The following is a 19,911-nucleotide window of genomic DNA, read 5'->3' as shown; positions in this document are numbered from 1 at the left end:
ATTCCGCGTGCTCCTTGCGCGAGCGACCCGATCAAGGAAACTTGTCAAGGTCCGGTTGCCTGCGAAGCGAGACGCCCTTCCTCGATCAGTTGTCGCCGCTGTTCGTCATTCAGCGAACCGGCTCCAACATACTGCACTGCGCTGTTCGGATTATAGCTTCGTCGATCCCGCTGCGCCCGGCCTTCATCCTCTTCCGGGCGATTTGAACCGCCGTCGCCGCCGCCGTACCCGAGAAACTCGACGATGATCACCGACGGCCGCTCCGACGGCGCTTGGCTGGTTGCGTCCTTTACGGCGTCAGCCGCGGCCTTGTCCTTGGTTTCGACGGTAAGGGGCCCAGATTTGCTCTCTACCTTCGGCACGCCTTTGCTCTGGCCCGAGACCTGGATGTTGTCGACATTGAGAACGAAGCGGGCCGCGAGGGTGAAATTGCCGCTCACTCGCACACCGGCGTCACCGGCATTCACGGTCCCTTCCGGCGCGATCAGATGAACGTCGCCTTCCTCGACCCCCGAGAAGCCGATCACCGTGCCGATGCCGCTGCCGGCGATGTCGGCATTCTCCAGCACTTTCGTCACCGCATTGACGTCGGTTTGGATGTCCGGCGCTGACGGCACACGCGTCGTCTTGGCGCCGCGTCCCGCGTCGATGTCGCCCAATGTCGACCAGACGATCTCATCACCGCCGGCGAAGGTCAGGACGCGGGAACGATTCACCGTCACGTTGTTGCGGGCGAAGATGTTGACGTTGCCATAGCCCATTGTGATGAGGCCGTACCCGGCGGCCGGGGCCGTACCGAGCGCCGCGACTTGCAGGCCGCCGCCCGGCGTCAACACCTCGATGTCGCCTCCCGCCATGGTGCGGAACAAGGCGTTGCCCATCGCCACGTCGCCCTTCCAGTCATTGCCGGGAAACAGCGTCTCGATCGCCGCATAGCCGCGATTGTAGCCGCCATTCCGGGGCAGGCCGTTGACGCCGGGCATGTTCTGATCCGTTCCGGCCTCGCGCAATCCCTGCATGTAGATCTGGCGCACGAAGCGCTCCCGGGTCAATTGCGGCAGCGTTTGGAATCGCGCCCAGGCATCGAGCGGCGACAGCTTTTCGCCGGTGACGTCGGCAACAAATCCGACCACACCGCCTCGCGTCATCTTCCAGGTGCCGGAAGCAAACAGGAAGGCTTGCTGCTTCTCCGCCGGCAACTGCTTGTAGGCTTCGAGGGCTTTGTCCGCCGTCAATGTGCGGCCAGTCTCACTCGCCACGAAGGAAATCAGCTTGCCCTCGTCATAACCGCCTTTCACCAACCTGTATTCATTCGCCAGGTACAGCGGCACGGCAGAATTGCCTATCACCGTGTTCATCGTGACACCCGGTTTGAGCGCCGTCGGATCCGGCAGGACGGCTTCGCCCGGAGTAAGATCGAGGTAGCCCGGCATCGAGCCGATATTCGCCGGATCGAGATAGGCCGCCATGAAGGCGTCGTAGGACGGCAGCTTGCCCTTCAGCCCGGCCATCACGGTAATCGCCGCACCTTGTTCTGGAAGGCCGAGGATTTGCGTGCCGAGCTTGGCGCGGTTGTTGCTTTCGTATTGCTGGTTGCCGGGGCTGAAGATTTGCAACTCCGGGGCATAGACGTCTCGTCCGGCGCTCACGACCAGCGCGCCGGGGCCTTCGATGCGAATATTCCCCGTTTTCGGGCCGCCGATGACGTCGTTGCCGGCTTCGAGCAGAGACACGTCGGTGCCGTGAAGATTGCGCAGGCTATAGGCGATGTTGCGGATATCCGTTCCGGCGCGGAACCAGGTTTGTTCGCTGGTTGTGATGCTGCCGATGGTCGGAGGACCAGAGACTCTCGGCATATAATTGCCGATGATCGAACCGCTGCGCGCGTAGATGCGGCTCGGCTCATAGTCGTTTTCGTTCAAGAGATGCGCCGGGTTGCTGACGCTTTTGAGATAGGCGTTGTGATTTGGCTGCGGTGAGTAAAAGGTAGACGGCTCAATGGTATTGGTAAGAAGACCCAGGAAATTGGTGATCTGGATCCACGCGCCGCCGCCGCCGACGGGTCTGAACGGCGACGGGATCATCTCCGGTGTCGCCCGCGACATGACGATCTCACCCGCAAGCACATCCTTCTCGGCCAGGATACGCAGTTCGGGCGTGCTGCCCGGCATGGTGACGAAAATGCTCTGGTTTATCACCGAACCATTGAGAGCGTTCACGCGGGTGATCGAGGGATAGAGATTGCCGGCAAGCTGCGCGAGCAGCGTATACTTGCCGTCAACAGGGCGCAGGGCATCGGACAAGTCCAGATTCCTGGACAGGTACTGCGCTTGATTGACCAGAACAACGTCGCCGCCGACCGATGTGAGCTCAAGCGATGTGCGGTCTGTGTAGCCGCTCATATATGCGGCGCCCTGTTCGCCGTTTCCGGTTCCGAGCAGCAACGGATCAAGCACAGTTTGCAGGCGCAAATCGCCGAAGGTCTTCACGCTGAGCGTTGCATCGCCCAAGGCCAGAACCGGTGCAATCGGCACGACCTCCTGGCGATTGTTGGGCCTCGCAATCAACACGTTGCGTCCAGTGGTTATCTCGCCGGCCGTGATGGTACCGGCACCGCGCCCGACGTAATAATAGCCTGCGCGCACCGCACCGCCCGCCTCGACGCTCATGGCGCCGCCATTGCGCACTTCCAGAATTTTCTGCTCGTCAGCCGTGCGGCCACCACGCAGGCGCCCGTTGGTTGGGAGCGCCACGAGCAGATTCACCAGATCGCCGCCAGCGTTGATCGCGACGTTGCCGCCGCCCAGTGCGCCGACACCCTGATTGAACTTGGCGTAGTCCACCCACCACGAGCTCTGCGGACCCTGGCTTGCGACATTGCCCATATGCGGCCTGAACAAATACGATGTGTCAGTCTCGCCCTGCCGCTTGAGCCACTCGGTGAAGAGCTGGTTTTGCGTCGAGTCTGTGGGCAGCGCGGAGCTGACATTGCCCTGGGCGACGACTTCGAGATGGCCGCCGAGCACGCCATAAGCGGCATTCGCCGGAGCCGTGGTGAAGTCGGCCCAGGTCGTCATGTCCTTACGGCCGGCGGTGTAGATGACGGACTGGTAGTGGGCGAGCTGCAGGTCGCGCCCGACCCGGATGTCGATGTCGCCGGTGCCGGTACGGATCACCTTGCCGGCCGCGCTATCGCCGACGATCAGCGAACCGCTTGACGCCGGCAGCGCCGCCAGCGGGGCGAGCGCCGCGGCGTTCGCGGATGTCAGGTCGGCGCCCGCGACCAGGCGCAGATCCCAGGAGGCGGCATTCAGCAAGGCGCCGCTGCGGTCGGCGGTGGAGAAGCCGTCGGAGATATTGCCTTTGATGTTCAGATTGCCACCAGCGCGCAGGGTCAGCGTGCCTTCCCGTGAGGCGAGGCTGGCGAGATTCCAGTCTGTATTCTGGGTCAGATCGCCCACGCCGCGAACCTCAATGCCCGCAGCCAGGGTGACGTTGCCGCCGCCGGGGATTACCCGCAGAATGCTCGCCGCATGGCCGGCGAAGCTGTCGGCATGGGCGACGGCCTCGGCCATCACCGAGTCCACCGACACGCCATCGAAGCTGCTGGCGTGAGTTGAATCAGCGGCGTCATAGACCGACACGCCCTCGAGCACCGCGGCGCGCGCGCCTGTGATCGTAGCATTGAGCCGGTCGACGGCGATGCCGTCGTGGCTGGCGTTCTGCAGCGCGCGCAACCGCACGCGCCCGTCCTCGCCGCCCGCGACATCGACGGTGCCGCCCTGCAGATCGAGGCGACCGCCTGTCGCCTCCAGCGTCACCCGGCCGGAGCCGAGCGCAGTGGTGGAACCGGCCCGCAGCACGGCCGAAGGTTGCATGATCAAGCCGTTCCCGCCGCTGATCGCGATGCGCCCGCCATAGCGGCTGCGCGCATCGATCGTGCCGGCGAGCGTGACGCTGCCCTGGTCGGCGCTGAGCGCGAAGTCGGCCACCGTCGTCGTGCCATCGATCACCACGTTGCCGCTGCGGATGCGGAACTGGCGCGCGGCATCAAAGCCGGCGTTGTTCAGCGTCTGGCTCAGGCCGGCGAAGTCAGGCAGCGCCGCGATGTCCAGCGTGAAGGACCCGCCCTTGCCGCCTGCACCCGCCTGAGCTGCGATCTGACCATCGAGCACGATAGTTCCGCCACCGGAGGCGGTCAGTGCCAGCATGCCGGCATCGCCGCCGCCCGACGCTGCTGCCAGGTTCAGGGCGGCACCGGATTTCAGATGCACATTGCCGCCGATCGCCGTCAACGCGATGCGGCCAGCATTGCCGTATTCGGCGACGTCGAAAAACTGCTTGCCGAAGCCACCCACGTCAACACGCGCGCCATCGTTCAGGACCACGCTGCCGTTCGTGGCTGTCATCTCGACCGCGCCACCTAGCGCGACGATGCGGCCACCAAACGTCACGCTGCCGCCGGTGAGCGCAATGCGCGTGCCGAGGCCGAGATCGGCCGGATCCGCCTCGCCCGCACCATTACCGGCCACGACCAGGGCGCCAGTGGTCACCAGCGATTGCGAGCTGCCGCCACGGCCGGTCAGCACCGGCGTCGCCAAGGTCAGCGCCGCCGCACCGGCATCGACTGTGCCGTTGTCCTCGCTGACGATGCGCGCCGTGCCGCTCAGCGCCACGCTGTCGAAGCCGCGTACGGTTTTGCTGCCAATCCCGAGCACGAGTTCGTTCGCGGTCAGTGCCAGTTGTCCATGTCCCGCGCCGACCGGCTGGGTGAAGCTCGCACCGTTGTTTGCGAGCGCGATGGTATCGCCGGTCACCGCAATGGCGTTATCGCCATAGCCGACCAGGCCGGCGGCATCGAGCGTTACCGCCTTGAGGCCCACGCCGCCGAAATTCACCGACGTGTAGAAGTCGATGCTGCTGTAGCTGCGCAAGGTGAGATGCTGGGTCTGCGTCAATCGCGCCAGTGAAGCCGCATCAAGGATCAGCCCCTGCCCCTGGCTGCCGCCGCCGAATCCGATGCGGCCGCTCGCCAGCGACAAGGCCGCGCCTGAGATCTGCGCACCGGCGGTCACAATCGTGTTGCGGGTGGCGTCGATCAAGAGCGCCTTGCCGCCGTCGAGCCGTGCATTGGCGCCGATACGGACAATGCCGCCGATCATCGTATCGACGTTCTCGCGGATCACCTGCACCGCGTCGCCATTCGAGACACGGACGAGCGCACCATAATCTTTCGAGGGCGTCAGCAGCACATCGTTATCCGGATTGGTGTCCGGGGCGCCAACGTCGCCGAGAACGGCTTTCACCTGCGGCTTCATGACGAGATCGCCGGCGCCGGTCGGGGCATCACCTTTGGCGGCAATGACGCTGCCCGCGCCAATATCGACCGTTCCGCTCGCGGCAAGAATAATCTCGGGTCCGACGAGCTGGGTTGCTTCATTGTTGCGGACGGCAATGTCACTGGCGACGATGTCGAGCAGCAAGCCTTTGGCATCACCGCTGCGCGTGCCGCCGATGAGCAGACTGCCGGCGCCAAAGCTGCTGAGCGATGCGGAATCGACCACGAGATAGCCGGCCGCACGCAGCGCGGCGGCGTCTTGCCCGGCGCCGACGATCGCGATCTTCGCCGCCGCAATATCCATCAACCCGCCACGGCCTCCAGCCGCAGCCTGCGATAGCATCTGACCATTGAGGATCAGTTCCTGCGTCGCTTTCATCACCAGCGAGCCGCCATCCATCGGCAGGCGCGGCGTGACGACCTGCGTACCCGTCAAACGGTATTGCGCAAGCTTGAAGGCGTCGGACGCGAAGAAGCTGTTGGCGAAGGTTTCGTTGTATTCACTGTACTGACGCAGAACCGCGCCTGACATCACGCGCCACGACGAAGGGATTTGATCCTGTCCACCAAAGGCATTGCCGCGGTAGCCCTTCATGATGACGGTGCCGTCCGTCATCACTGACGGGTTGGTCTGACCAGTTCCCTGCGAGCCCGCGACGAGCGAGACCGCAAAAGCTCCCGGCAGCAGCGCGTAGTGCGCCGGCAGCAGGGTGTACCAACCTGCTGCAACGCCGCCGCCGCCGGCCAGCCAGATGCGATCGCCAGGGGATGGCGCACCCGCCGGCGTCGTTGCGCCAGCGATAGACGGCACGATGGCGTAAACGCCCGGCATCGCCAGGACGTCGTGCGACCCGCCCGGACCAGGCACATGCTCCCACGCGAACAGATCACCTCCGCCGCGGACGTCGACCACCGAGCCGGCAGCCAGATTCACGGCCGGCGCCTGGAACAGGATCCTCTTCTCCGGCGGCTGCGTGAGATAGACGGGCAGATCGTTCGCCGCCGTTTTGGTCGGGTCTGTCCAACTTTCATCGTTGCTCAGGTTGCCATAGGGCATCACCAAACCGTCGCCCGACACGGAGGTCAGGCTGCCGGTGCCGAGCGTGACGCGATTGGTCGCGTTGAAGGTGATGCTGCCGAACGGCGCCCGCAGAACACCATTCTGTTGGATTACCGGGGCTTCGAGCGTGAGCTGCCCACCCGCCGATAGCGGCAGGCCATTGGCCTCTCCATTTGCTTCGATTGAAATTTCCGTACCGGCCTTGATCGACGCCGATACACCGCTGGCCGGATAAATCTGCCCTGCCTTGAGGACCAGACGGCCATTTGTGGTCAGCGACGAAGTCCGGGAGCTCGAACCATCAGCCACCAAGCCGCCAAGACGAATATCACGGGCAACGAGCTGCGTCTCGGCGTATCCATAGAAAAGGATGGTCGAGAGATCGATCAAATCAGCCGCGAAGACGATCTGGCCGGCGCCGGCCGCGGGCAGCGGCGACGTGGCGATTCCACTGAGGCTGATATAGGGCGCGCGCACATTTGCCGTCCCCGCACCGCCACTGCTGATGGTGTTGGAAATTGAAATCGACCGCTCCAAGGACAGATTGACGCCGGGCGCGATGATGAACGGGTTGGCGCCCTGCACGTTGAGGTCGGCGAAGCCGCCATTGCTCAGCGAGTCGGACGAAATCCTGCCGACCTTTACAACCGCCGACGGCAGCACGATAGGCTGGGTCAAGGCGGCGTCCGTGTAGAAATATTTCGTCAACAGAGCGAATTGATTCGCCATTGTGGGCTGAAGCGATTCCAGCGGCTGATTGATCGACTCCGGCAATTGGCCGAAGTCGGGATCGAAGAGCACCAATCCGCCTCTCTGTGAACGTTTGGTCGTCAGGGTGGAGATGCTGGTGCGAACGCCGAGGTACCTGTACGCAGTATTGGTGCCGGTGCTGTATTCTTTGTAGATGTCGAGGTTCCCGGTAGTGCCGATCGATTTAACCGTGCCGGTGTTTTTGTCCCTGTAATAAATTGTGGTCGGCAGCGTGAGCGCAGTGTCCGCCTCCGCGATCGCGATCGTCCTGATATCGATCGACCCGCCAACGGCGCCATTGCCGCCCGCATAGCCGAGGAATCGGCCCTCGATGAGGTCCTGAGCGCCCTTCAAATTGAGGGCTATTTTGCCGCCGTCGCTTGCGAGACCGAGCGTGGTCGCGCTTCGACTCAGCCATCCGCCCGTCATGACATCGATTTCACCGCTGGCGCCCGAGACGTCGATCAGCGCTCCCGGCTCGATCCTGATTGAAGGCGCACTTTTGAATTCGACGGAACCGCCGTTCAGGACAGTCCCTGACCTGAGGCCCTTGGCATCAATCTCGATCACCGGGACGCCGCGCGCTAGCAGGCTCGCGCCGTTGGCGAGGGTGACCTTCTGAGGGGTCGATATGGTGATGGCGCCGCCCGGCGCTTCGATCGTACCACGCACGACGACGTCGCCGGTCGATTGCAAATTCACCGTGCCGCCGACATCCACCTGCAATACGGCCCCCTTCCCAATGGTCACGCTACTGCCGCTGAGACTGAGCGAGGCGGCCTCGCGCTTCACCCGTTCGGTCAGCGGCAGCAAGGCGAGACGGCCCATCGCAGTGAGCTGCGTGTCCGAAGGTAGGTTGAAGATGTCGACGCCCGTGAGATCGACGCTGTACGGCAGTCGGGTGATGACGGCCCCATCGGGAACCGTAATGCTGCCGCTCGTGCTGACCGAAGCGGACCGGAAGCCGCGCTCGGCAAACAGTGTGTCGGGCAGATGGAGTGCGGCCGGATTGGTCGCGGCATCGCCGCCCACCTGGACCGCGCCGCTCGTCCCGATCGTGAGTTTGCCGCCCGAGCCGGCCGCATAACCACGCAGATCGAGCTGCGAAAACTGGTTGGCATCGCTGACGGAGAGCTCGATCGATCCAGCGTCGCCGACCTGCAGCTTGGGCTTGATGCCGTGCGCGTTCAACCATCCGCCGCCCGAGACATCGAACACCACGCTGGGTCCTGAACCACCGCTTAACCTGAGATCGCCGTGCAACTGGATCGAGCCGCCGTCAATCACCGGCGGCAACGCCCGCACAGAACTGGTGAGATCGTTGGTCCACTGGCCACTGACATCGATCGCGGCGCCGGCGCCGAACCTGTTGGCACCAGCTCCATCCAGGGCGACGGTGCCTCCTGCGATGCGGATCGTCCCGTTGATCGTGATAACTGCCGAACGGTCGCCAGTATTGCCGTTGAGCAGCACGTCGGTACCCGGCGCCAATTCCAGCCTCTCGCCCGCTCCCAACGTAGCGCTGCGCGATACGAAGAGCTGGAAAGTGCCCATGCCGGAGCGAGCCATAATCTCAGGATTGAGATACGTCGTTTTGGCCCGGTGCGGCTCCGGATCGTTGGGATCGTACCACGACGTGTCCAGTGGCGTCGTCGCGGTGAAGTCTTCCGGCAACAGGACCGGGGACCGCGAGATGATAAGATTACCGATCAACCACAGCCGGGGCGTGTCGCCGTCGCTCCCGACCCTGAACGTGCCGCCTTCGGCGAGCTTGCCGGAGGCCAACTGCCGCTCGCCGACGATCGTCCCGCCCCAATAATCGCCCTCCAGCACGATGCCTTCCGAGGCATAGAACCGAATCGAGCCGGCATTGCGTCCTTCGGTGTAGCCCTTTTCGAAACGGCTGCCCGACAGCAGCGGACTGGTCCAGGTCTCGACGACACCGTGGCGCGGGCTGCTGCGGGTGAAGCCGCCGGCGAAACCGACATAGATGCGGTCCGGGGTCGCCTGGCTGATGTCGTAGATGCGCCCATCTGCGCCAAGCAGTTTCGTGGTGTTGATCCAGCCATCCAGATAGCGCACCGAGCCGCCGGAGACGTCGATGAGCGAGCCAGGGCGCGTGATGACCGAGCCGCTCGACTTGATGGCGATGGAGCCGCCGGTCGTCGACAGCTCGGAGAGCGTTGTCTTCCCGACGCCGATCCAGCCCGAAAAATCTCCGAGCGGCGTGCCTTGCCACTCGCCGGGATCACCCCCCCACAATACACCGGCCATGGGGCCGTCGGTGAAGACTCCACTTACACGGCGATCGACCGTTACTTTCTTTCCGCGCAACCAGGACTCGCGGTAGAGCGGCGAGTCACGCAGCTCGTTGATGCGGAACTCGCCGGTCACCAGGTTGCGCTCCATGGGAACCAGCACGTCTTGCAGGCCGGCGACGCTCAAATAGGCATCCTGGTCGATATAGACTCGGCTGCCGTCGCGCTTCACTTCTCCGGGCTGCGGATCGTCGACGGACGCCGTCGAAGTACTGGCGACGACGCTGATCGTGCCGGCCGGCACGATGACGCTGGCCCGTTTCTGAATGTCGATGAACTGGCCGTGCAGCTCGATGCGGCCGGGAGTGTAGCGAGTCTCTTTCGCCTTCAGCGCCATCTCGCTGGTATCGCTGAGATCGGGCATTACGCTGGTCACGCTGTCGACGCCCAGCCTCACCGCGCCGGTCGACCAGTATTTGAGCCGCGTCCCCTCACCTGTGTAGGTCAGCATGCCCTGGTCCCAGGCGCGCAGGCGGATCGAGCCGTCGCGATTGTTGAGCGCCGTGCTGGCGAACATGCCGCCGTTTTGCGCGATATCGCGCGCCATGACCGTGATGTTGCCGCGGTCGGCCTGCACGATGCCGTCGTTCGCCACACGATAACCGACCGACGCCACGCGTGCCGCCATCTCGGGAAAGAGAATGGTCTTCAAATCGAACGTGAACGCATCCCAGATCGGGGCGGTGCCCTGCGCTCCTTGTAGCTGGGTATAGTTGAACACCCAGCGCATCGGCGCTGACACGGCGACATCGAGGCCGCGCACGCTGCGCTCATTCTCGCCAAAGGCCTGGCTGGTCATCAGATACACTTGCTCGCCGGCGGCCATGATGACCTGGCCGTCAGGCACATTGATATGACCGGCATTGATCACATGCGGGGCGAACAACATCGCCTTGCCGCCGTTCGCGATCCCGATCTGCGCGCCGGCCTCGACCCGCACATCGCCCGGCGGTGCGCCGATCACCGCGCCCGGCACTTGGCTGGGATTGCTGATCGACGCAGCATTCGGCGCCTGTTGCCCGAGATAGCCGAAGGCCGGCATGGCGATGCTTGAGCCAGACGGATCGTCGAAGATCTTGAGCTGATTGTTGATGCCCGCCATGAACTGCTGGTTGGACAGGCTGAGCGAGGACGCAACCAGCGCCCCGACATTGACTTGGCTGGCGCCGCCGAAAATGATTCCGTTCTGGTTGATGACGTAGACCTGCCCATCGGCCTTGATGGAGCCGAGGATCTGGCTCGGTGCGGCGCCGGGACCCACACGGTTCAGCGCGATCCAGTTGCTGGCGTCAGCACCGCCGGCGCGCTGGTCGAAATAGAGATCCGTCTCGCGGCCGACGTTGAACTCCTTCCAGGTCAGAATCGCCTTCTGCTCGTTCTGCTTGACCGTGACCTGCGTGCGGCCGCCATTCGAGGACTCTGTCGGCAGATTCGCGCCCTGCCACAATCCAGCACCGCCATCGGTCGCGCCCGGCGTCGCACCCGGCATTACCACCAGACCACCCGAGCGCAAGCCGTTTGGTACCGTGCCCGGTGTGGTCCGCACGAGATCGCGGGCGGCCTGCTGCGCCGCCTGCATGGCCTGGATGGATTGCGTGGCCTGCTTGAGCGAATTCATCGCCTGCTGCGCTGCCTGCGCCGTTGCCTGCGCGGTTGCCATTGCCGCCACGGACGACGTTGGCGCCGGGCCGCCCAGGGGACGGGAGAGCGCGCTGTGACTCGCCGCGAACAGCGCGACCGCACTTACGCCGGCAAATAGCAGGGCGCGCTTCGAGAGACGACGAGCGGGAAAAGAGCGCGGAGCGGCGTCGAGAACGGGCGGAAGCATGAATTGGCACTCTCGTCAAATGATCGGCCTCCACCCCCATGGCTTCGGCCGACCGTCGGACTTTTCCGACGTCCATAGACGAGTGAGCACCGGCAAGTGCGCAACGTACCGCGCCAATTTTTTTCAGACCGACTTCGATCTGCCCGTCACGCTGGTGCGATCCCACCACCCGCCGCGCGAAGTCGCGCGCATCTGACCGATCCGAACGCTCAGCTCACGAGGACCACGCCACCCGGGAGTGACACCACCCGCGCTCCGAATGTCGCTTTCAGCTGGGTGATCACGACCTCAAGGCGATCGAGCTTGAATTGCGCGGTGAAGCGCCTTTGTCCGAGCGCATCATTCACGAGAATGATACGGCCCGGCCGATAGCGATTGACCTCTTCGATAACGCGAGCCAACCGCTCGTTCTGAAACAACAGCTCTCCTTCGCGCCACGCGGTCACAATAATGGGGTCGACATTCTGCACGGGGCCCAAGTTGCGATCGTCGTAGATGACCTGTTGCGTCTTCTGCAGTGTCGCAGAACGTCCTTCCTGCTGAACATGAACAAGGCCGTCGAGACATGTCACACAGATGTCCGAACCGTTGCGACGGACGCTGAACTGGGCATCGTCGGCCCAGGCACGGCCGTTACCCGCAAGCACTTCAACGGGCTTGGATCGCGTCGCGAAGGCAGCCTCTCCCCTGATCAACTCGATCTGATCACCTCCGCTGCTCGCTGCCCGGACGTTGAGGGTGGTTCGGGTGTTCATGTCCAGCGATGCGCGCTCGTCAAGCGCGACATGGCGACGCTCGCCCGTCGCGGTCCGGTAGTCGGCAGCGAACTCGCCGAGTGACGGCCACAATCCCATCGGTGGTCGCGTGATCATGATGGCTGCCCCAGCCGCCGACGCGCCCAGAGCGCCGACCAGAAACGCGCGACGCCCGATCGGCGCGCGCGCGCTCGCGTTCGCCCCTGCGCGCATGGGACGCCCGGTTTGCGCGACGTTTTCCATGGCCGCGCCTACCACGCGCCATCGTCCGCTCACCTGGGCAAAGACCTCGGCATGACGGGGACTCTGCGCGCACCAGTCTTTCAGCGCTGCGACATCTGCCTTGCTGGCGTGGCCCGACGTGAGATGCAGAAGCCTGGTCCAGGCTTCGCGTCTCAGCGACTCAAGCTCGCCCTTCGAGCGATCCGCGGCCGTCATTGCTCAAGCGTTCTCATTGGTGAATACCATCGAACTTGCGTCCTCTATCCTTCCTAAGACGCATCGGGGGACTTGGGAGTGCAATCGGAGGACGAATAGCCTTCATTCTCGAGTTGTGCATCCAGATATTCCACAGCGCGCTTAAGCTCATACAAGACGGTGCGCCTGGAAATTCCAAGCCGCTCGGCAATAGCTTGATGAGTCAGCCCCTCAAGCCGAGAGGCGATGAGTATCATCCGCGGCCGATCGGGCAATCCGCGGATCGCCCGTTCAACAATCTGAAGCTCGAGCCGTGACTGTAACTCCAACGCCGGGTCAGGAGGCCCACCGCCTGTTCCGAGCACGGCTTCGATTTCGGACCGGCGCGCGCGATTACGCTCGGAGCGCAAGCGATCCGTCGCAATATTGATGGCGATGCGCAACAGGTACGCTGACGGACGTTCGATCGAACCAACATGTCCCGGCCGATGCAGCCGTAGCCAGGTCTCGTGCAGGCTCTCACTCGCGAGTTCCTCCGAACCCAACCGCCGCGTCAGCCTGACCTTGAACTCCGTATATCTGTCGGTGAGCAGATTGCGTAGCAATGCCCACGTCGTTTCTGCCATAGTCGGTCGCCCCGCCGGACCAAATCAAGAACTCGAGTTCACCAGCCCCGCGATGACTTCCCCCACTCATTGGAGATCAGGCGCCGGCGCAAGCCACTCCAAGCGTGGCAGATGCCAGGACGGAGCGATTTTGAACTATCAAGGCTGCATGACAAATTGGCTACGGTCCGGTGTCGCTTACCTGCTGGTCTGCGATGACCCGCCACAATCGCCCGTTTCAGACGGGGCGCGCGGCGCAACGGTGAGAATGAACGGTTGGGGCACGCTGGCAGGCGGCGCTGCGTTGATGCTGCCGCCTTGAAGCACGCGGAGCAAGGCTGTATCGAGGGCTACGTCTCCGGTAGAGGCCATGATCGCGCTACGTTGAATGGCGCCGGTCGGGGCAATCCAGAGTTCGAGCGCCACTTTGTATCTACCAGGCCGGGTCTGACTGTTTCGGCATAGCAGATCAAGAACGCCGTTCTGCAGCGCGCCTACGAAACGTCCGTCGGGCGGGCTTGCTGGCGCCTCCGCGCGATCTGGCTCCGCCCGCCCGGGAAGGATGGCGAATGCATCAACATCCGTGCGTCGGGCCACGAGCCCCGTCCCTCCGAGCAACGTCTGCAATGCGCGCCCCGGAGCAAAACTGCCTTTGACCTCCCGCGATCGCCGGCCAGCCGTTAGCGCGGTCTCGTAGAAGATCTGAACTCCGGCGGCACTGCGGAAGACATTCAACGCTTGGTCGAGCGCCTGTGGCGGAATGTCAAATTCCATGCTACGTTCGTCTGCGACCGCAAACGACGATAAAATCGCGAACGCCAAACCAAGGATGAGCGCGGACGACCGGCACCTGTCCCGAATTTGAGCGGTGAACGGCGCAGCGGGCGTCAATTGATCTTCCCCGGAAGGAATGGACATCCAGCAATATCTGCTGGCTGGGGCGGGAGGGATCGAACCTCCGAATGGCGGAATCAAAATCCGCTGCCTTACCGCTTGGCTACGCCCCAATTCCAGGTCCGGAGGGCGCGGAACATAGCCGCAGCCCTCCTAGTCTGGCAACGCCGGTCTACAGAGGGAGTCGGGCTATTTCAACTGTTTCTGCCCCCAAATTCGGTCATCCGGACGGTTGAGGGAAGCATGGTTTCGTGGGAAGACGGCGCCAATGTTCCCTCGGGGAGTAACGCCATGACCTACCGCGCGCCGATCGACGACATCCTGCTCGCCCTCAACCATGGTGCCGGACTGAAGGCCGCCCTTGCCGCCGGCCATTACGGCGATTTCGACGGCGATATCGCCCAGCCGGTGCTGGAGGAAGCCGGCAAGTTCGCAAGCGACGTGCTGGCGCCGCTCAACCGGGTCGGCGACCAGAACGGCGTCAAGCTCGCGGACGGCAAGGTGACGACCGCGCCGGGCTGGCCCGACGCCTATCAGCGCTGGGCGGGTGCGGGCTGGAACGCGGTGTCGGGCCCGGAAGCGTTCGGCGGCCAGGGCCTGCCGCTCGCGATCAACGCCGCCTGCACCGAGATCTGGAGCGCGTCGAATTCGGCGTTCGGCCTCTGCCCGCTGCTGACGCTCTCCGCGATCGAGGCGCTGGACGCCCATGGCAGCGACGAATTGAAGAGGACCTACCTTGCCAAGCTCGTCTCCGGCGAATGGACCGGCACGATGCAGCTCACCGAGCCGCAGGCGGGCTCCGATGTCGGCGCACTGCGCACCCGCGCCGAGCGCGCCGGTGACGGCACCTACCGCATCAAGGGCAGCAAGATCTTCATCACCTATGGCGACCACGACATGACCGACAACATCGTTCATTTTGTGCTCGCCCGCCTGCCCGATGCGCCGGCAGGCACCAAGGGCATCTCGCTGTTCCTGATCCCGAAATTCCTGGTCAATCCCGACGGCTCGCTCGGCGCGCGCAACGACATCTATCCCTCCGGCGTCGAGCACAAGCTCGGCATGCACGCCTCCCCGACCTGCACCATGACCATGGGCGACCATGGCGGCGCCATCGGTTACCTGATCGGCGAAGAGAACCAGGGCATGCGATGCATGTTCACGATGATGAACCAGGCCCGGCTCGCGGTCGGCCTCGAAGGCGTCGGCCTTGCCGACCGCGCCTACCAGCAGGCGCTCGCCTATGCCCAGGAGCGCCGCCAGGGCCGCGCGGTCGGCAGCAAAAGCGAAGGTTCGGACCCGATCATCGCACATCCCGACATCAAGCGCATGCTGATGCAGATGCGCGCCATGACAGCCGCCGCGCGCGCGATCTGCTACGCGACCGCAGTCGCACTCGACGTCTCCACACGCGCCAAGGATCCGAAGGTGCGCGAGGACGCCGCGGCACGCGGTGCGCTGCTGACGCCGATCGCGAAAGCCTTCTCCACCGACATCGGCAACGAGGTCGCCTATCTCGGCGTCCAGGTGCATGGCGGCATGGGCTTCATCGAGGAGACCGGCGCGGCCCAGCATTCTCGCGACACGCGCATCACCGCGATCTATGAGGGCACCAACGGCATACAGTCGATCGACCTCGTCACGCGCAAGCTCGCGGCCAATGGCGGCGCCTCGGTCTGGGCCCTGCTCGACGAGCTCTCAGCCATCGTCAAGCAGGTGGAAGCCTCCAACGATCCCGCGTTCGGCACCACCGGCGCCAAGCTGCGCGATGCGCTCGGCGCGCTCGAGCGCACCAGCCGCTGGCTGCTCGAGCGCCTCGCCTCGGCGCCGAACGATGCGCTCGCCGGCGCCACGCCTTACCTGCGCCTGTTCGGCGCGACGCTCGGCGGCTGCACGCTCGCCGGCGAAGCGCTCGCCGTAAAGGGCGGTGGCGAGGCCGGCGACCCGCAGCGCTATATCGCGCTGGCCCGCTTCTTCGCCGAGAACGTCGCGGTCCAGGCACCGTCGCTCGAGAAGACGGTGACGGACAGTGCGGAAGCCATCAACGGCGCAGACGCGGTGTTGCTGGGGTAAGCCCCACATTGCCTCGTAGAATGGGCAAAGGCGAAGCGCAGTGCCCGCTCTACGGCTTGCGGGCCTGCGTGATCTGGACGCGCCCCGGAATGACAAGAGCGTGGGAAAGCCGTGAGGGACATTGGGAGCCGGGCGGAGATCATGTAAGATGGCGAGGTGTTCCCCGGCGGCAATGTGGCCGCCTTCGCAAGGGACTGCTTGATGACCGGGCACCTCATCGTATCAGACGAAGCCGCAACGCGCGTGATCACGATGCGTCGGCCCGAGAAGAAGAACGCCATCACCGAACAAATGTATCGCGCGATGAGCGATGCGATCGACACCGCGCAGAACAATCCGGAGATCCGCTGCCTCATCATTACCGGCGGCTCGGGCGTGTTCACCGCGGGCAATGACGTCGAGGAGTTCGTGAAGCACGGCACCGCCAATCCCGACGCGGTGCGCACCTCCGGCGCGGTGAAGTTCCTCTACTCGCTGGCGCACAACGTCAAGCCGATCATCGCCGCCGTCGACGGGGTTGCGATCGGCATTGGCACCACCATGCTGTTCCATTGCGACTACGTGCTCGCCAGCAGCACCGCGACCTTCTCGACCCCGTTCATCCATCTGGGGCTGGTGCCCGAGGGCGCCTCGAGCCTCTTGATGCCGCGCACGATGGGGCACCAGCGCGCCTTCGAGATGCTGGTGATGGGCCGCACCATGGACGCCGACGACGCCCGCGTCGCCGGCTTCGTCAACGCGGTGGTGGCTCCGGGCCATACGGAAGCGGAAGCGCGGAAAGTAGCGCGCGAGATCTGCGCGCTGCCGGCCGACGCGGTCGCGATCGCCCGCAAGCTGATAAAACTGCCGCCAGAGGACATGACCCGGCGCATCGATCAGGAAGCCCATCTGTTCAGCGAACGGATGCGCTCCAAGGAAGCGGTTTCCGCCTTCAAGGCGTTCTTTGCGCGCAAGCAGAATTGAACGGCAAGGTCGCAAAATCGTTGCCGCGCTTGTCCATATTCGCTCCATGAGAACCCGTCACATCCTTGCAGCGCTGGCGCTGCTGGGCGGATTTGTCCTTGCGCCCTGCCAGGCCCAAAACGCCTCACCCGTCGATCTGCGCATCCTCGCAATCAACGATTTCCACGGCTATCTGCGGGCGCCGCCAGGCGGCATCCGGATCAGCGACCCCAGCGACAAGACCAAGAAGCTCGTCGTGCCCGCCGGCGGCGCCGAGCACATGGCGACGCTGGTGCGGCAGCTCCGCGAGGGACACAAGAACACGATCTTCGTCGCCGCCGGCGACCTGATCGGCGCGAGCCCGCTTCTGTCGGCGATGTTCCATGACGAGCCGACCATCGAATCGCTGTCGATGATGGGGCTGGAGATCGCCTCGGTCGGCAACCACGAATTCGACGAGGGCATGGATGAACTGCGGCGGATGCAGAATGGCGGCTGCCATCCGACCGACAAGTGCCGGGGTCCTCATCCCTTCCCCGGCGCGAAATTCCACTATCTCGCCGCAAGCACCTTCGAGAAGGCCACAGGCAAGACCGTGTTTCCGCCCTACGAGATCAGACAGTTCGAGGGCATTCCGGTCGCGTTCATCGGGCTGACGCTGAAGGGCACGCCGACCCTCATTTCGCCGCATAGCGCGGCCGATCTCGAATTCCGCGACGAGGCCGAGACGGTGAATGCGCTCGTTCCAGAATTGAAGGCGCGCGGCGTCGAGGCGATCGTGGTGCTGCTCCATGAAGGCGGCACGCCGACCGGCGACTACAACGAATGCCCCGGCATCTCCGGCCCGATCGTCGACATCGTGAAGAAATTTGATCGCGCGGTCGACGTCGTGATCTCCGGCCACACCCACCAGGCCTATGTCTGCGACATCGACGGCCGGCTCGTCACCTCCGGCGACAAATACGGCACGCTGGTCACCGCGATCGACCTCAAGCTCGATCCCAAGACCCGCGACGTGATCAGCGCCAAGGCAGAGAACACCATCGTCCGCAGCCAGACGCTGGCCAAGGACGCAAGCCAGACTGCGCTGATCGACGCCTATGACAAGCTCGCCGCGCCGATCGCCAACCGTCCGGCAGGCTCGGTGACAGAGACGCTCTCGCGCGTGCCTAACCAGGCCGGCGAAAGCGCGCTCGGCGACATCATCGCCGACGCCCAGCTCGCTGCGACGAGTTCGCCCGAGAAAGGCGGCGCGGTGATCGCCTTCACCAATCCGGGCGGCGTGCGCACCGATGTTGCGCGGAGAGAGGGCGGCGCCGTCACCTATGCCGACCTGTTCTCGAGCCAGCCGTTCCGCAACCAGCTCATCACGCTGACGCTCACCGGCAAGCAGATCAAGGATACGCTCGAGCAGCAATGGCTCGACCCGAAGCGGCCACGGATCCTGCAGGTGTCGAAAGGGTTCGCGTACGCCTGGGATGCGAGCAAGGGTGACGGCGAGCGCATCATCGCCGGGCGGATGATGCTGAACGGCGTGCCGATCGACCCGGCAGCGACCTACCGGGTGACGGTCAATAATTTCATATCGGTCGGTGGCGACGGCTTCACGATGTTGAAGGAAGGTCAGGCGCCGCTGACCGGCCCCTACGATGTCGATGCCCTCCATGACTATTTCCAGGCGAACAGCCCGGTCGGGCCCGCCTCGGGCAATCGGATCCAGCGGGTCAATTAGCCCGCCGGCCCCTAGCCCGGGTGGAGCGCAGCGTAACCCCGGGGCTTCAGATCACGTGCGGCTTCCCGGGGTTACGCTTCGCTCCTCCTGGGCTGCGAAGGCGACGAAGGGCTTTCGCGGGAAGCGCTGAGCGCCTAAATAGGGCGTTAGTCGCAAGAACGCGCAGCGATGCGCTGGAAACCTGCATGACCCTTCTTCTGACGCATTCCGCCTGCCTCGACCACCTGACGCCTCCAGGCCATCCCGAACGCCCCGACCGGTTGCGTGCGGTCGCCGAGGTGCTCGGCGAAGAGCGATTCACGCCGCTCGCACGCAGCGAGGCGCCGGAAGGCAGCCTTGATTCCGTCATGCTCTGCCATGGCGAGCTTTATGTCGGCGAGCTCCGCCACATCGCGCCGACCTCCGGCCTCGTCTACATCGACGGCGACACCTCGATGTCGCCGGGCACCTGGGAAGCAGTGATGCGCGGCGTCGGCGGCGCCGTTGCGGCCGCGGATGCGGTGATGTCCGGCGAGCATCCGAATGCTTTCGTCGCGGTTCGCCCGCCCGGCCATCATGCCGAAGCCAGCCGGCCGATGGGCTTCTGCTTCTTCGACAACGCTGCGATCGCCGCGCGCCATGCCCAGCGCAAGTTCGGCATCGGCCGTGTCGCCGTGGTCGATTTCGACGTTCATCACGGCAACGGCACCCAGGATATCTTCTGGGCCGATCCGAGCGTGATGTATTGCTCGACGCATCAGATGCCGCTGTTTCCGGGCACCGGCAGCCGCGGTGAGCGCGGCGAGCACGATACCATCGTCAATGCGCCGCTCGCGCCTGAAGATGGCGGCGCACAATTCCGCTCGGCGTTCGACAACCTGATCCTGCCGCAACTGGAAAAGTTCGGCCCCGAGCTCGTCATCATCTCTGCGGGCTTCGACGCGCATTACCGGGATCCGCTCGCCTCGCTCAATTTGAGGGCCGACGACTTCGGCTGGGTGACGCGCAAGCTTCTGGATCTCGCCGATCGGCACGCCGGCGGACGGGTCGTCTCCGTGCTCGAAGGCGGCTATGATCTGCAGGGACTGAAAGAGTCGGTGGCCGCGCATGTCACCGCATTGATGGGCGCATAAATCGACGCCACGATACTTCCGCAGAAAATTGCTTTGATTCTGCGGTGGGAACGGGGCGCAGCCTTAAGAACGCGAATCGGGAAACGC

General features: G+C 64.3%; 8 protein-coding genes and 1 tRNA gene. 4 read left to right on the top strand and 5 right to left on the bottom strand.

The annotated features are described in order from the left end of the window. Window positions 1-44: 44 nt before the first annotated feature. The 5 genes from K288_RS0107385 to K288_RS0107360 form a co-directional block, all read right to left on the bottom strand. Complete coding sequence (locus tag K288_RS0107385; protein WP_027578949.1) at window positions 45-11,294, bottom strand: filamentous haemagglutinin family protein; 11,250 nt, start codon at window positions 11,292-11,294, stop codon at window positions 45-47. A gap of 209 nt (window positions 11,295-11,503) precedes the next feature. Then, on the bottom strand, window positions 11,504-12,487 hold the full coding sequence (locus K288_RS0107375; protein WP_027578948.1) for a FecR domain-containing protein: 984 nt from the start codon (window positions 12,485-12,487) through the stop codon (window positions 11,504-11,506). A gap of 53 nt (window positions 12,488-12,540) precedes the next feature. Continuing rightward, window positions 12,541-13,092, bottom strand: coding sequence for an RNA polymerase sigma factor (locus K288_RS44955; protein ID WP_051334412.1), 552 nt, complete (start codon window positions 13,090-13,092; stop codon window positions 12,541-12,543). 177 nt (window positions 13,093-13,269) lie between these two features. Next, window positions 13,270-13,989 (bottom strand): hypothetical protein, encoded by a 720-nt coding sequence (locus K288_RS44950; protein ID WP_084799505.1) that lies wholly within the window; start codon window positions 13,987-13,989, stop codon window positions 13,270-13,272. Between the two features lie 14 nt (window positions 13,990-14,003). Continuing rightward, window positions 14,004-14,078 (bottom strand) — tRNA-Gln (locus K288_RS0107360). Window positions 14,079-14,256: 178 nt separating this feature from the next. Here K288_RS0107360 and K288_RS0107355 point away from each other — a divergent pair. The 4 genes from K288_RS0107355 to K288_RS0107340 all read left to right on the top strand — a co-directional run bounded on the left by K288_RS0107355 (window position 14,257) and on the right by K288_RS0107340 (window position 19,824). After that, window positions 14,257-16,038, top strand: coding sequence for an acyl-CoA dehydrogenase (locus K288_RS0107355; protein ID WP_027578947.1), 1,782 nt, complete (start codon window positions 14,257-14,259; stop codon window positions 16,036-16,038). Between the two features lie 201 nt (window positions 16,039-16,239). Beyond that, window positions 16,240-17,001 carry an enoyl-CoA hydratase-related protein gene (locus tag K288_RS0107350; RefSeq protein ID WP_027578946.1) on the top strand — a complete coding sequence of 254 codons (762 nt, stop codon included), beginning with the start codon at window positions 16,240-16,242 and terminating at the stop codon, window positions 16,999-17,001. A gap of 46 nt (window positions 17,002-17,047) precedes the next feature. After that, on the top strand, window positions 17,048-18,712 hold the full coding sequence (locus K288_RS0107345; protein ID WP_084799504.1) for a bifunctional metallophosphatase/5'-nucleotidase: 1,665 nt from the start codon (window positions 17,048-17,050) through the stop codon (window positions 18,710-18,712). A gap of 185 nt (window positions 18,713-18,897) precedes the next feature. Further along, window positions 18,898-19,824, top strand: coding sequence for a histone deacetylase family protein (locus K288_RS0107340; RefSeq protein WP_027578944.1), 927 nt, complete (start codon window positions 18,898-18,900; stop codon window positions 19,822-19,824). Window positions 19,825-19,911: the final 87 nt, after the last annotated feature.

The sequence above is a fragment of the Bradyrhizobium sp. Ai1a-2 genome, from assembly GCF_000426245.1.
In the GTDB taxonomy this organism is placed as follows: domain Bacteria; phylum Pseudomonadota; class Alphaproteobacteria; order Rhizobiales; family Xanthobacteraceae; genus Bradyrhizobium.
The sequence above is the reverse complement of the archived record's forward strand: the minus strand, read 5'-3'. Positions and strand labels throughout refer to the sequence as shown.